11 protein-coding genes are annotated in these 13,487 nt (G+C 63.0%); 9 read left to right on the top strand and 2 right to left on the bottom strand.

The window, feature by feature from the left end:
* Positions 1-86: 86 nt before the first annotated feature.
* Complete coding sequence (locus IAE34_RS21930; protein ID WP_200141051.1) at positions 87-608, bottom strand: outer membrane protein assembly factor BamE; 522 nt, start codon at positions 606-608, stop codon at positions 87-89.
* A 97-nt stretch (positions 609-705) separates the two neighbouring features.
* On the opposite strand from IAE34_RS21930, the gene fur reads away from it, so the two are divergent.
* Complete coding sequence (gene fur, locus IAE34_RS21925) at positions 706-1,110, top strand: ferric iron uptake transcriptional regulator (protein ID WP_200141050.1); 405 nt, start codon at positions 706-708, stop codon at positions 1,108-1,110.
* A gap of 95 nt (positions 1,111-1,205) precedes the next feature.
* Here fur and recN read toward each other — a convergent pair whose 3' ends face one another.
* Positions 1,206-2,879: a DNA repair protein RecN gene (gene recN, locus IAE34_RS21920; protein WP_200141049.1), complete on the bottom strand. Its 1,674-nt coding sequence runs from the start codon at positions 2,877-2,879 to the stop codon at positions 1,206-1,208.
* Between the two features lie 160 nt (positions 2,880-3,039).
* On the opposite strand from recN, the gene grpE reads away from it, so the two are divergent.
* The 8 genes from grpE to IAE34_RS21880 all read left to right on the top strand — a co-directional run bounded on the left by grpE (position 3,040) and on the right by IAE34_RS21880 (position 13,478).
* Entirely contained in the window at positions 3,040-3,612 is a 573-nt protein-coding gene (grpE, locus tag IAE34_RS21915) for a nucleotide exchange factor GrpE (protein ID WP_200141048.1), read from the top strand.
* 103 nt (positions 3,613-3,715) lie between these two features.
* A complete protein-coding gene (gene dnaK, locus IAE34_RS21910; protein ID WP_200141047.1) occupies positions 3,716-5,641 on the top strand; it encodes a molecular chaperone DnaK in 1,926 nt (641 codons plus the stop codon).
* A gap of 201 nt (positions 5,642-5,842) precedes the next feature.
* Entirely contained in the window at positions 5,843-6,967 is a 1,125-nt protein-coding gene (gene dnaJ, locus IAE34_RS21905; RefSeq protein WP_200141046.1) for a molecular chaperone DnaJ, read from the top strand.
* Positions 6,968-6,980: 13 nt separating this feature from the next.
* Positions 6,981-7,784 (top strand): 4-hydroxy-tetrahydrodipicolinate reductase, encoded by an 804-nt coding sequence (dapB, locus tag IAE34_RS21900; RefSeq protein ID WP_200141045.1) that lies wholly within the window; start codon positions 6,981-6,983, stop codon positions 7,782-7,784.
* A gap of 323 nt (positions 7,785-8,107) precedes the next feature.
* Positions 8,108-9,244, top strand: a complete 1,137-nt coding sequence (gene carA, locus IAE34_RS21895; protein ID WP_200141044.1) for a glutamine-hydrolyzing carbamoyl-phosphate synthase small subunit — start codon at positions 8,108-8,110, stop codon at positions 9,242-9,244.
* Between the two features lie 106 nt (positions 9,245-9,350).
* Positions 9,351-12,572 (top strand): carbamoyl-phosphate synthase large subunit, encoded by a 3,222-nt coding sequence (gene carB, locus IAE34_RS21890; protein WP_200141043.1) that lies wholly within the window; start codon positions 9,351-9,353, stop codon positions 12,570-12,572.
* Positions 12,569-13,051 carry a transcription elongation factor GreA gene (gene greA, locus IAE34_RS21885; protein ID WP_200141042.1) on the top strand — a complete coding sequence of 161 codons (483 nt, stop codon included), beginning with the start codon at positions 12,569-12,571 and terminating at the stop codon, positions 13,049-13,051. Before carB ends, greA begins: the two co-directional genes overlap by 4 nt.
* The gene (locus tag IAE34_RS21880) at positions 13,029-13,478 is read left to right on the top strand and encodes an MFS transporter (RefSeq protein ID WP_200141041.1); all 450 of its coding nucleotides are present in this window, start codon (positions 13,029-13,031) and stop codon (positions 13,476-13,478) included. Before greA ends, IAE34_RS21880 begins: the two co-directional genes overlap by 23 nt.
* Positions 13,479-13,487 lie beyond the last annotated feature (9 nt).

Genomic DNA, 13,487 nt, shown 5'->3' with positions numbered 1-13,487 from the left:
TTTCTAGAAACCCTGGCTCGGACTCAAATGCTTAAGTGAACAGCATTACGGACTGGATCCGGGCTTTTTCATGGGTATCGTCACGCCTACTGCGGCGAGGTTTCCAGCGGTGCCGGTGTTGGCACTGGCGTGGTCTCGATGGTGTCGATCTCGCGCTGGATCGATTCTTCGGCAGAACCAGGCTTGGCAGGCGTTTCGGGTTGACCGGACGGTTGGTTTTCCGGGCTGACCGTGGTGTCGGTGCTGCCACCGAGGATTTCCTGATCGCGGCTAACACCTGGCATGAAGTCGCCGGACAGGCTCACCAGTTGGTCGCTGTCGTTGAAGTTCACGCTCATGCGTTCCTGCTGACGCTTGCCGCCGCCCGGCTGGAGACTGTAGAGATAGTCCCAGCGATTGGTATTGAAGGTGTCCTGCAGGAGCGGGTTGCCCATGATAAACCTCACTTGCCGTCGGGTCATTCCCGGACGCAATTGGTCTATCATGTCCTGCGTGACGACATTGCCCTGCTGGATGTCGATTTTGTAAACCCCGGGAAACGAGCAACCGGCGAGTGCGAGCAGTCCCACAAGGGTGAGGCTGTTTAGCAAGAGCTTGGTGTTTTGCATCGGTGGGCGACTTCCACTATCTTGGCTGGACAACGTAAACCCCGATCATACCCGTATTAAGAGAAGCTGCGAAGCAGCATCGGCGAGAAAGCTGACCATGGTTGAAAATAGCGAATTGCGCAAAGCCGGTCTCAAGGTGACACTGCCTCGAGTAAAGATCCTTCAGATGCTCGATTCGACCGAGCAGCGTCACATGAGCGCCGAAGACGTCTACAAGGCGCTGATGGAAGCCGGAGAGGATGTCGGCCTGGCGACCGTCTACCGTGTACTGACCCAGTTCGAGGCCGCCGGCCTGGTGGTTCGCCACAATTTCGACGGCGGCCACGCCGTCTTCGAGCTGGCAGATGGCGGTCACCACGACCACATGGTCAACCTGGACAGTGGTGAAGTCATCGAATTCATGGATGCCGAAATCGAGCGTCGCCAGAGGGAAATCGTGGCCGAGCACGGCTACGAACTGGTGGACCACAACCTGGTACTGTACGTACGCAAGAAGAAGTAACGATTTTCTTTCGTTACCTACGAAAAAGGCGACCCTAGGTCGCCTTTTTCGGTTCTGTGGGCCAGTGAAGCCCGGCCGCCGCGCCCCCTTGGGTTTCAGGCCTTGCCCGAGACCACCATCTTGCGGGCATGGGCCAGCGACTCCTTGGTCAGGTCTATGCCGCCGAGCATGCGTGCCACTTCCTCTACCCGCTCACGCTTGCCAAGGTTGGCCACGGCAGTATGGGTGGTTTCGCTGTCACGGACCTTGTGCACGAACAGGTGATGATGCCCTTGGGCTGCAACCTGTGGCAGGTGCGTCACGGTGAGCACTTGTCCGCGCTCGCCGAGGCGGCGCAGCAACTGGCCGACGATCTCGGCGGTCGGGCCGCCGATGCCCACGTCCACTTCATCGAACACCAGCGTCGGGATGCGCGAGGTCTGCGCGGTGATGACCTGGATCGCCAGGCTGATACGTGAAAGCTCGCCACCGGACGCGACCTTGGCGAGGCCCTTGAGTGGCTGCCCGGGGTTGGCGCTGACCAGCAGCTCCACCTGTTCGAGCCCGTGGGGGGAGAGCTCGGCGGTGTCCAGCGGCGACAGCTCGATGCTGAAGCGCCCGCCGGGCATGCCCAGGCGCTGGATTTCCTGCTCCACCGCGCCCGCCAGTTGAGCGGCTGCCTGACGACGCAGGCCACTGAGCTCCAGGGCCTTCTCTTTATAATGCTGAGCGTAAGCCGCCAGTTCTTCGCCCAGGCGTTCGACCGACTCGTCGCTGGCATTGAGGCTTTCGAGCTCCTCCATCAGGCGCTGTTGCAGTTCGAGCAATTCGCCAGGCTGGACGCGGTGCTTGCGCGCCAGCGTATAGAGGATGTCGAGTCGTTCCTCCAATGCCTGCAGGCGCATGGGGTCGGCGTCGAAGTTGTCGAGAAAGCGATTGAGCTCGCCCACCGCTTCCTCGATCTGGATCTGGGCGCTGGCGATCAGGTTGACGGCCTCGCCCAGGGCCTTGGGGGCATCGCTGACCGCACCCAGGCGATTGAGGCTGCCGGTGAGGGCGCTGAGCACATTGCCCGAATCGCTCTCGCTGCACTGGTCGATGACCTGCCGGCAGATCCCGAACAGCGCTTCGGCATTGGTCAGATTCTTGTGCTCCTGTTCCAACTGCTCGAGCTCGTTTTCGCCCAGGCCCAGGTTGTCCAGTTCCTCGAGCTGATAGCTCAGCAGTTGATGGCGCGCGCGCTGCTCGTCGCTGGAATTGGACAGGCGCTCCAGCTCCAGGCGTGTCTGACGCCAGCGCTGGGCGGCCAATTGGACCTGGCGCGCGAGGTCCACGGCGCCGGCGTACTCGTCGACCAGGCGCCGGTGGGTGTCGGTCTTGAGCAGCGACTGGTGTTCGTGCTGGCTATGGATGTCGATCAGCAGCTCGCCCAGCGCTTTCAGGTCGCCGAGCGGGCAGGGCGTGCCATTGATGTAACCGCGGCTGCGCCCTTCTGCTGTGATCACTCGCCGCAGGATGCAGGGGCCGTCGTGATCGAGGTCGCGCTCGGCCAGCCAGGTGCGGGCCTCGGGTATGTCCGCCAGATCGAAGGTCGCGAGCAGGTCGGCCTTGTCCGCGCCGGGGCGCACCACGCCGCTGTCTGCGCGATCGCCCAGGGCCAGGCCGAGCGCGTCGAGCATGATCGACTTGCCGGCGCCGGTCTCGCCGGTGATGACCGACATGCCCCGGGCCAGCTCCAGGTCCAGGTGCTCGACGATCGCATAGTTGTGTATGGACAGGTGTACCAGCATGGGGCGACTCCCGATGGTCATGTCTGGTTATTTATACAGTACTTTTTTCTCGCCTGCCAAGCGCCGTTCGGCGCAGTGTCGCGCCCTTCACCCCTTGAAGCTGAATTTTCCGGCCCCATATAGCCCTCAGACAAGGCAGGCATGGCCTGCACACCGGAAAATGCGGAGGAGATCCCCGATGGCAGACGAACAGCTGGACGAACAAAACCTTAACGCCGAAGAAGCCGGCTCCGAAGACCTCGGTGCCCGCGTCCAGGTGCTCGAGGAGCAGCTGGCCGCCGCCAAGGACCAGTCGCTGCGCGTGGCCGCCGACCTGCAGAACGTGCGTCGACGCGCCGAGCAGGATATCGAGAAGGCCCACAAGTTCGCCCTGGAAAAGTTCGCCGCCGACCTGCTGCCGGTGATCGACAGCCTGGAGCGCGGCCTGGAGCTGTCCAGCGCCGAGGACGAGTCCATCAAGCCGATGCGTGAAGGCATCGAGCTGACCCTGAAGATGTTCCAGGACACCCTCAAGCGCTACAACCTCGAGCCGGTCGACCCGCACGGCGAGCCCTTCAACGCCGAGCACCACCAGGCCATGGCCATGGAAGAGAGCGCCGCGGTCGAGCCCAACAGCGTGCTCAAGGTGTTCCAGAAAGGCTACCTGCTCAATGGCCGCCTGCTGCGCCCGGCGATGGTCGTGGTCAGCAAGGCGCCGGCAGCGCCTCAGCCGTCGATCGATGAAAAGGCTTGAAATTCCGCGAGGCAACCCCATCTAGGTGTCAAGCCTTCAAGTATTTACGCAGTTGGCCAACAGCAGTCGCTGCTAACTAATTCAAAGTTTCGGGAGAGTTAACATGGGCAAGATCATCGGTATCGACCTGGGGACCACCAACTCCTGCGTCTCCATTCTGGAAAACGGTAACGTCAAGGTCATCGAGAACGCCGAAGGTGCGCGTACCACCCCTTCGATCGTGGCCTACGCCAACGACGGCGAGATCCTCGTCGGCCAGTCGGCCAAGCGCCAGGCCGTCACCAACCCGCACAACACCCTGTTCGCCGTGAAGCGCCTGATCGGTCGCCGCTTCGAAGAAGACGTCGTGCAGAAAGACATCAAGCTGGTGCCCTACAAGATCGTCAAGGCTGGCAACGGTGACGCCTGGGTCGAGGCGGCTGGCAAGGAAATGGCTCCGCCGCAGATCAGCGCCGAAGTCCTGAAGAAGATGAAGAAGACCGCCGAAGACTACCTCGGCGAGCCGGTCACCGAAGCGGTCATCACCGTGCCGGCCTACTTCAACGACAGCCAGCGCCAGGCCACCAAGGATGCCGGTCGCATCGCCGGTCTGGACGTCAAGCGCATCATCAACGAGCCTACCGCGGCCGCACTGGCCTACGGCATGGATAAGGCCAAGGGCGATCATACCGTCATCGTCTACGACCTAGGCGGCGGCACCTTCGACGTCTCGGTGATCGAAATCGCCGAGGTCGACGGTGAGCACCAGTTCGAAGTACTGGCTACCAACGGCGACACCTTCCTGGGTGGCGAAGACTTCGACATGCGCCTGATCGACTACCTTGTCGACGAGTTCAAGAAAGAGTCCGGCATGGACCTGAAGAACGATCCTCTGGCCCTGCAGCGTCTGAAGGAAGCTGCCGAAAAAGCCAAGATCGAGCTGTCTTCGGCCCAGTCGACCGACGTCAACCTGCCGTACATCACGGCCGATGCCACCGGTCCCAAGCACCTGAACGTGAAGATCTCCCGTGCCAAGCTGGAGTCGCTGGTCGAGGATCTGGTCAAGCGCACCATCGAGCCTTGCCGCACCGCGCTCAAGGATGCCGGTATCGACGCCAGCAAGATCGACGACGTGATCCTGGTCGGCGGTCAGACCCGCATGCCGATGGTGCAGAAGGCCGTGGCCGACTTCTTCGGCAAGGAAGCGCGCAAGGACGTCAACCCTGACGAAGCTGTCGCCATGGGCGCTGCCATCCAGGGCGCGGTGCTGGCCGGTGACGTCAAGGACGTGCTGCTGCTGGACGTCAGCCCGCTGACCCTGGGTATCGAAACCATGGGTGGCGTGATGACGCCGCTGATCGAGAAGAACACCACCATCCCGACCAAGAAGTCGCAGGTGTTCTCCACTGCCGATGACAACCAGGCTGCCGTGACCATCCACGTGCTGCAGGGCGAGCGCAAGCAAGCCACCCAGAACAAGTCCCTGGGCAAGTTCGACCTGGCCGACATCCCGCCAGCTCCGCGCGGTGTTCCACAGATCGAAGTGACCTTCGACATCGACGCCAACGGCATCCTGCACGTCAGCGCGAAAGACAAGGCCACCGGCAAGTCGCAGTCGATCGTGATCAAGGCCAACTCCGGCCTGTCGGACGAAGAAATCGAACGCATGGTGCGTGACGCCGAAGCCAATGCCGAGGAAGACCGCAAGTTCGAAGAGCTGGCCGCTGCGCGCAACCAAGGCGATGCGCTGGTTCACTCGACCCGCAAGATGGTGGCCGATGCCGGCGACAAGGTGACGGCCGACGAGAAGGCGGCGATCGAGGCGGCAGTGGTCGCACTGGAGGCCGCGGTCAAGGGCGACGACAAGGCGGCCATCGATGCCAAGGTCGAGGAGCTGTCCAAGGTGTCCGCGCCTGTCGCTCAGAAGATGTACGCCGAGCAACAGGCCGAGCAGCCTCAGGGCGGTGCCCAGCAGGCCGAGCCTGAAGCCAAGCATGACGACGTGGTCGACGCCGAGTTCGAGGAAGTGAAAGACAACAACAAGCATTGATTGCTGCATGTTGTCGGCCAGTTCGGCGGTTTCTGCGGTCGAACTGGTAGGATGTCGCCGCGCGGGGGCTTGCTCCCGCGTTGGCGTGTCTGGAACACGGGAAATATTTCCAGCATCTGTCAGGGCGCGCCAGGCGTGTGGCGGCAGGTGCTGACGGCACGGTGCACAGATGCCGAAAGCCCTCAAGAGTGCGAGTGACCTATGGCAAAGCGTGATTTTTATGAGGTCCTGGGTGTCGAGCGCGGCGCCAGCGAAAGCGATCTCAAGAAGGCCTATCGCCGCCTGGCGATGAAGTACCACCCGGACCGTAATCCGGGCGATAAGGAGTCCGAGGACAAGTTCAAGGAGGCCAACGAGGCCTACGAAGTGCTGTCCGACGCCAGCAAGCGCGCGGCCTACGACCAGTATGGCCACGCCGGTGTCGACCCGAACATGGGCGGCGGCGGTGCAGGGTTCGGCGGCGCCAACTTCTCCGATATCTTCGGCGATGTCTTCAGCGACTTCTTCGGCGGTGGTCGTGGCGGCGGTCGCGGCGGTGCCCAGCGCGGCAGCGACCTGCGCTACACCCTGGAGCTGAACCTGGAAGAGGCCGTTCGTGGCACCACCGTCAGCATCCGCGTGCCCACCCTGGTCAACTGCCAACCATGCGACGGCACCGGGGCCAAGAAAGGCTCGACGCCCTCGACCTGCCCGACCTGCGGCGGCATCGGTCAGGTGCGCATGCAGCAGGGCTTCTTCTCGGTGCAGCAGACCTGCCCACGCTGTCACGGCCAGGGCAAGATCATCACCGACCCTTGCCCGTCCTGCCACGGCGAAGGCCGCGTCGAGGAATACAAGACCCTCTCGGTGAAGGTGCCAGCCGGTGTCGACACGGGCGATCGTATCCGCCTGTCCGGCGAAGGCGAGGCCGGGCCTCAAGGTGGTCCCGCCGGAGATCTGTACGTGGTGATCAGCGTGCGCGAGCACGCGATCTTCCAGCGCGATGGCAAACACCTGTATTGCGAAGTGCCAATCAGCTACACCGATGCTGCCCTGGGTGGCGAGCTGGAAGTGCCGACCCTGGATGGCCGCGTCAAGCTGCGTATCCCCGAAGGGACCCAGACCGGCAAGCAGTTCCGGCTGCGCGGCAAGGGCGTAGCGCCGGTTCGCGGTGGTGCGGCGGGCGACCTGCTGTGCCGCGTCGCGGTGGAAACGCCGGTCAACCTCAGCCGTCGCCAGCGCGAGTTGCTCGAAGAGCTGCGTGACTCGCTCGAGGGCGACAGCTCCCACTCACCCAAGGCCAGCGGCTGGTTCGAAGGTGTGAAGCGCTTCTTCGGCGATCTCTGACAAGGAACAGGCTATGCGACGTATTGCGGTAATGGGCGCGGCAGGTCGAATGGGCAAGACCCTCATCGAAGCCGTGCAGCAGACTTCCGGTGCCGGGTTGACGGCCGCGGTCGATCGCCCGGACAGCTCCCTGGTGGGCGCCGATGCCGGCGAGCTTGCGGCCCTGGGTCGCATCGGTGTGCTGTTGTCCGACGACCTCACCAAGGTGGTTGATGACTTCGATGTGCTGATCGATTTCACTCACCCCTCGGTGACCCTGAAGAACCTGGCGTTCTGCCGCAAGCACGGCAAGGCGATGGTCATCGGTACCACCGGCTTCAGCGTCGACGAGAAGCGCTTGCTGGCCGAGGCTGGCAAGGACATTCCCATCGTCTTTGCCGCCAACTTCAGCGTGGGCGTGAACCTGTGTTTGAAGCTGCTGGATGTCGCCGCCCGTGTCATGGGCGACGAGGTGGACATCGAGATCCTCGAGGCCCATCACCGGCACAAGGTCGATGCGCCTTCGGGCACGGCACTGCGCATGGGTGAAGTGGTGGCCCAGGCCCTGGGTCGGGATCTGGAGAAAGTGGCGGTGTACGGGCGTGAAGGGCAGACCGGCGCTCGCGAGCGCGAGACCATCGGTTTCGCCACCGTGCGCGCAGGCGATGTGGTCGGCGATCACACGGTACTGTTCGCCGCCGAAGGCGAGCGGGTGGAGATCACCCACAAGGCGTCCAGTCGCATGACGTTCGCCAAGGGTGCGGTGCGGGCTGCGTTGTGGCTGGACGGCAGAGCTGCCGGACTGTACGACATGCAGGACGTCCTGTCCTTGCATTGATCCGGCGCGCGAGTTGTCCGTGCAGCACTCGCCAGCACTCCCTGGCAGCAGCGGTACACGCCGCATTCATGGCTGGGAGTCAGGCGTTACGGCTGGCTTCGATGATCTGAGCGGAACCTGCTGGTCGCACCACTGTCTACGTACGTCACAATTGCGGTAGACCCAGCAGCAGGTTTTCTGTAAACTACAGCTTTAGTGTATCCACTAAAAGCGCGCAGTGAATTGAATTCAGCACATAAAAAGCGGGGTGACGTATCCATACGGCACTCCGCTTTTTTGCAACCTGCGATCGCCCCTTCATGCGTCACTTACGGGAGGTCTTCTTGACAAAGCCAGCCATACTCGCCCTTGCTGATGGCAGCATTTTTCGCGGTGAGGCCATTGGGGCCGACGGGCAAACCGTTGGTGAGGTGGTGTTCAACACCGCTATGACCGGCTACCAGGAAATCCTTACAGACCCTTCCTACGCCCAACAGATCGTCACGCTGACCTATCCGCACATCGGCAACACCGGCACCACCGCCGAAGATGCCGAGTCCGATCGCGTCTGGTCGGCCGGCCTGGTGATCCGCGACCTGCCGTTGCTGGCCAGCAACTGGCGCAACACCCAGTCGCTGCCGGACTACCTCAAGGCCAACGGCGTGGTCGCCATCGCTGGCATCGACACCCGTCGCCTGACCCGCATCCTGCGCGAGAAGGGCGCCCAGAACGGCTGCATCCTGGCCGGTGACGATGTCACCGAAGAGGCGGCCATCGCCGCAGCTCGCCAGTTCCCCGGGCTCAAGGGCATGGACCTGGCCAAGGAAGTGTCGACCAAGGAGCGCTACGAGTGGCGTTCGAGCGTCTGGGAACTGAAGACCGACAGCCATCCGACCCTCGAAGCCTCCGAGTTGCCCTACCACGTCGTGGCCTACGACTACGGCGTCAAGCTGAACATACTGCGCATGCTGGTCGCCCGTGGCTGCCGCCTGACCGTGGTGCCGGCGCAGACCCCGGCCAGCGAGGTCCTGGCGCTCAACCCCGATGGCGTATTCCTGTCCAACGGTCCCGGTGATCCGGAGCCGTGCGACTATGCCATCCAGGCGATCAAGGACATTCTCGAAACCGAGATCCCGGTGTTCGGCATCTGCCTGGGTCACCAGTTGCTGGCCCTGGCCTCCGGCGCCAAGACCCTGAAGATGGGCCACGGCCATCACGGTGCCAACCACCCCGTGCAGGACCTGGACTCCGGTGTGGTCATGATCACCAGCCAGAACCATGGCTTCGCCGTCGACGAGGCCACGCTGCCTGGTAACGTGCGTGCCATCCACAAGTCGCTGTTCGACGGCACCCTGCAAGGCATCGAGCGCACCGACAAGAGCGCGTTCAGCTTCCAGGGTCACCCTGAAGCGAGCCCGGGCCCGACCGACGTCGCGCCCCTGTTCGATCGTTTCATCGATGCCATGGCCAAGCGCCGCTGAGCATCCTGCATCGAGGCCCCGGACCGGCGAGCGCCGTGTCCGGAAGCGCCTGACCCAGATTGTTCAAGACGGCTTGCCGACTGACCCGCGGATTTGAGTGACAACCATGCCAAAACGTACAGACATCAAAAGCATCCTGATTCTTGGTGCCGGCCCGATCGTGATCGGCCAGGCCTGTGAATTCGACTACTCCGGCGCCCAGGCCTGCAAGGCCCTGCGCGAGGAAGGTTTCCGCGTCATCCTGGTGAACTCCAACCCGGCCACCATCATGACCGACCCGGCCATGGCCGACGCCACCTACATCGAGCCGATCAAATGGCAGTCGGTGGCCAAGATCATCGAAAAAGAGCGCCCGGACGCAGTCCTGCCCACCATGGGCGGTCAGACTGCGCTGAACTGCGCGCTGGATCTGGAGCGCCACGGCGTACTGGAGAAGTTCGGCGTCGAAATGATCGGTGCCAACGCCGACACCATCGACAAGGCCGAAGACCGCTCGCGTTTCGACAAGGCCATGAAGGACATCGGTCTGGAATGCCCGCGCTCCGGTATCGCCCACAGCATGGAAGAGGCCAACGCGGTGCTGGAGAAGCTCGGCTTCCCGTGCATCATCCGTCCGTCCTTCACCATGGGCGGCACCGGCGGCGGCATCGCCTACAACCGTGAAGAATTCGAAGAGATCTGCACCCGGGGTCTGGACCTGTCGCCGACCAAGGAACTGCTGATCGACGAGTCGCTGATCGGCTGGAAGGAATACGAGATGGAGGTGGTCCGCGACAAGAAGGACAACTGCATCATCGTCTGCTCCATCGAGAACTTCGACCCGATGGGCGTGCACACCGGCGACTCCATCACCGTCGCGCCAGCGCAAACGCTGACCGACAAGGAATACCAGATCATGCGCAACGCCTCGCTGGCGGTGCTGCGTGAGATCGGTGTGGAAACCGGCGGCTCCAACGTGCAGTTCGGCATCTGCCCGAACACCGGGCGCATGGTCGTCATCGAGATGAACCCACGGGTGTCGCGTTCATCGGCCCTGGCGTCCAAGGCCACCGGTTTCCCGATCGCCAAGATCGCCGCCAAGCTGGCCGTCGGTTACACCCTCGACGAGCTGCAGAACGATATCACCGGTGGTCGCACCCCGGCGTCCTTCGAGCCGTCCATCGACTATGTGGTCACCAAGCTGCCGCGCTTCGCCTTCGAGAAATTCCCCAAGGCCGACGCCCGCCTGACCACCCAGATGAAATCCGTCGGTGAGGTCATGGCGATCGGCCGGACCTTCCAGGAGTCCCTGCAGAAAGCCCTGCGCGGCCTGGAAGTGGGCGCCTGCGGCCTCGATCCGAAGGTCGACCTGGCCAGCCCGGATGCCGCCAGCATCCTCAAGCGTGAGCTGACCGTGCCTGGCGCCGAGCGCATCTGGTACGTGGCCGATGCCCTGCGCTCGGGCATGACCTGTGAAGAGATCTTCGCCCTGACCGGCATCGACATGTGGTTCCTGGTGCAGATGGAAGATCTGATCAAGGACGAGGACAAGGTCAAGACCTTGGGCCTGGCCGACATCGACAAGGCCCAGATGCTGCGCCTGAAACGCAAGGGTTTCTCCGACCAGCGCCTGGCCAAGCTGCTTGGCGTCACCGAGAAGAACCTGCGCCGCCATCGCCACAAGCTGGACGTGCTGCCGGTGTACAAGCGCGTCGACACCTGCGCTGCTGAATTCGCCACCGACACGGCCTACCTGTATTCCACTTACGAGGAAGAGTGCGAGGCGCAGCCGTCCGGTCGCGACAAGATCATGATCCTCGGCGGTGGCCCGAACCGCATCGGCCAAGGCATCGAGTTCGACTACTGCTGCGTGCACGCCGCTCTGGCGCTGCGTGAAGACGGTTACGAGACCATCATGGTCAACTGCAACCCGGAAACCGTCTCCACCGACTACGACACCTCCGACCGCCTGTACTTCGAGCCGCTGACCCTGGAAGACGTGCTGGAAGTGTGTCGCGTCGAGAAGCCCAAGGGCGTCATCGTCCACTACGGCGGCCAGACCCCGCTGAAACTGGCGCGCGCGCTGGAAGAGGCCGGTGTGCCGATCATCGGCACCAGCCCGGACGCCATCGATCGCGCCGAAGACCGCGAGCGCTTCCAGCAGATGGTGCAGCGCCTGAACCTGCTGCAGCCGCCGAACGCGACCGTGCGCAGCGAAGACGAGGCCATCCGTGCCGCCGGCGACATCGGCTATCCGCTGGTGGTGCGTCCATCCTATGTACTGGGTGGGCGGGCCATGGAAATCGTCTATGAACTGGACGAGCTCAAGCGCTACCTGCGTGAAGCCGTGCAAGTGTCCAACGACAGCCCCGTGCTGCTCGACCACTTCCTCAACTGCGCCATCGAGATGGACGTGGATGCGGTGTGCGATGGCACCGACGTGGTCATCGGCGCGATCATGCAGCACATCGAACAGGCGGGTGTGCACTCCGGCGACTCCGCGTGCTCGCTGCCGCCTTACTCGCTGAGCCAGGACGTGCAGGACCAGGTGCGCGAGCAGGTCAAGAAGATGGCCCTGGAGCTGGGTGTGGTCGGCCTGATGAACGTGCAGCTGGCGTTGCAGGGCGACAAGATCTACGTCATCGAGGTCAACCCGCGTGCTTCGCGTACAGTGCCCTTCGTGTCCAAATGCATCGGCACTTCACTGGCCATGATCGCAGCCCGCGTGATGGCGGGCAAAACGCTGAAAGAACTGGGCTTCACCCAGGAGATCATCCCGAACTTCTACAGCGTGAAGGAAGCCGTCTTCCCGTTCGCCAAGTTCCCGGGGGTTGACCCGATCCTCGGTCCTGAGATGAAATCCACCGGTGAGGTCATGGGCGTCGGCGACAGCTTCGGCGAAGCCTTCGCCAAGGCCCAGATGGGCGCCAGCGAGGTGCTGCCCAGCGGCGGTACGGCGTTCATCAGTGTGCGCGATGACGACAAGCCCCAGGTGGCTGGCGTTGCCCGCGACCTGATCGCCCTGGGCTTCGAAGTGGTGGCCACTGTCGGCACCGCCAAGGTGATCGAGGCCGCTGGCCTGAAAGTACGTCGCGTGAACAAGGTGACCGAGGGGCGTCCGCACGTGGTCGACATGATCAAGAACGACGAAGTGTCGTTGATCATCAACACCACCGAGGGTCGCCAGTCGATCGCCGATTCCTACTCGATTCGTCGCAATGCGCTGCAGCACAAGATCTACTGCACCACCACCATTGCGGCCGGTGAAGCCATCTGCGAGGCGCTGAAATTCGGTCCGGAAAAGACCGTTCGCCGCCTGCAGGATCTGCACGCAGGACTCAAAGCATGAGCATGACCAAGTACCCGATGACCGTTCAGGGCGCTCGCGCCCTGGAAGACGAATTGCATTTTCTCAGCAAGACCGAGCGTCCGCGCCTCAGCCAGGCTATCGGCGAAGCGCGCGAACTGGGCGATCTCAAGGAGAACGCCGAGTATCATGCTGCCCGTGAAGAGCAGGGCATGGTCGAGGCGCGTATCCGTGACATCGAGGGGCGTCTGCAGAATTCGGTGGTCATCGACGTCACCACCATTGCCCATACGGGCAAGGTGATCTTCGGCACCACCGTGGTACTGGCCAACACCGAAACCGATGACGAGGTGTCCTACCAGATCGTCGGTGAGGACGAGGCCGACGTGAAGCAGGGCAAGCTGTCGAGCAGCGCGCCCATCGCCCGTGCCATCATCGGCAAGGAAGAAGGTGATACCGTCGTGGTCAAGACGCCCAGTGGTACGGTCGAGTACGAGATTGTCGAAGTCAAGCACATCTGACCGGCGCCAGCGAGCGCCTTCCCTGGAGGGAATCCTCTGGCAACTGGCCCAGGTGTTCTGGGTCGGCGGCCTGTGGGTCTTTCATGTCGGATTGATTCCCGCGCTCAAGGTCAGTGGCCTGGCACCCTTACTGGTGCAGGACATCGCCGGTCAGATCGACCGTTGGCTGATTGGCGTGGCGTTGCTGGGGCTGCTGACTCAACTCGCCGTGCTCTGGCGAGTGGAAGGGTTGGCCGCCTGGTGGCGACAATTCCGCGGGCAGATGCTGCTACTGGGCCTGGGCGCCTGCGTGGGGTACTACACCCTGCGCTACGGTATCTCCGTCGCGGAGCGCTGGCAGATGTTCTGCTTCCTGGTGCTGGGCTTCTCAGGCATCGTGCTGGTGGCCCAGCCGGTGCCGATCAGGGCGCGCAAACCGCGCCCCTGACCGGGCAGC

This window comes from Pseudomonas sp. S30, from assembly GCF_016518545.1.
In the GTDB taxonomy this organism is placed as follows: domain Bacteria; phylum Pseudomonadota; class Gammaproteobacteria; order Pseudomonadales; family Pseudomonadaceae; genus Aquipseudomonas.
The sequence above is the reverse complement of the archived record's forward strand: the minus strand, read 5'-3'. Positions and strand labels throughout refer to the sequence as shown.

Bases quoted from the DNA above. Each gene is read 5' to 3' on its own strand.
- IAE34_RS21930 (WP_200141051.1), bottom strand. From the start codon at position 608: ATGCAAAACACCAAGCTCTTGCTAAACAGCCTCACCCTTGTGGGACTG.
- fur (WP_200141050.1), top strand. From the start codon at position 706: ATGGTTGAAAATAGCGAATTGCGCAAAGCCGGTCTCAAGGTGACACTG.
- dapB (WP_200141045.1), top strand. From the start codon at position 6,981: ATGCGACGTATTGCGGTAATGGGCGCGGCAGGTCGAATGGGCAAGACC.
- carB (WP_200141043.1), top strand. From the start codon at position 9,351: ATGCCAAAACGTACAGACATCAAAAGCATCCTGATTCTTGGTGCCGGC.
- dnaK (WP_200141047.1), top strand. From the start codon at position 3,716: ATGGGCAAGATCATCGGTATCGACCTGGGGACCACCAACTCCTGCGTC.
- greA (WP_200141042.1), top strand. From the start codon at position 12,569: ATGAGCATGACCAAGTACCCGATGACCGTTCAGGGCGCTCGCGCCCTG.
- recN (WP_200141049.1), bottom strand. From the start codon at position 2,879: ATGCTGGTACACCTGTCCATACACAACTATGCGATCGTCGAGCACCTG.
- dnaJ (WP_200141046.1), top strand. From the start codon at position 5,843: ATGGCAAAGCGTGATTTTTATGAGGTCCTGGGTGTCGAGCGCGGCGCC.
- grpE (WP_200141048.1), top strand. From the start codon at position 3,040: ATGCGGAGGAGATCCCCGATGGCAGACGAACAGCTGGACGAACAAAAC.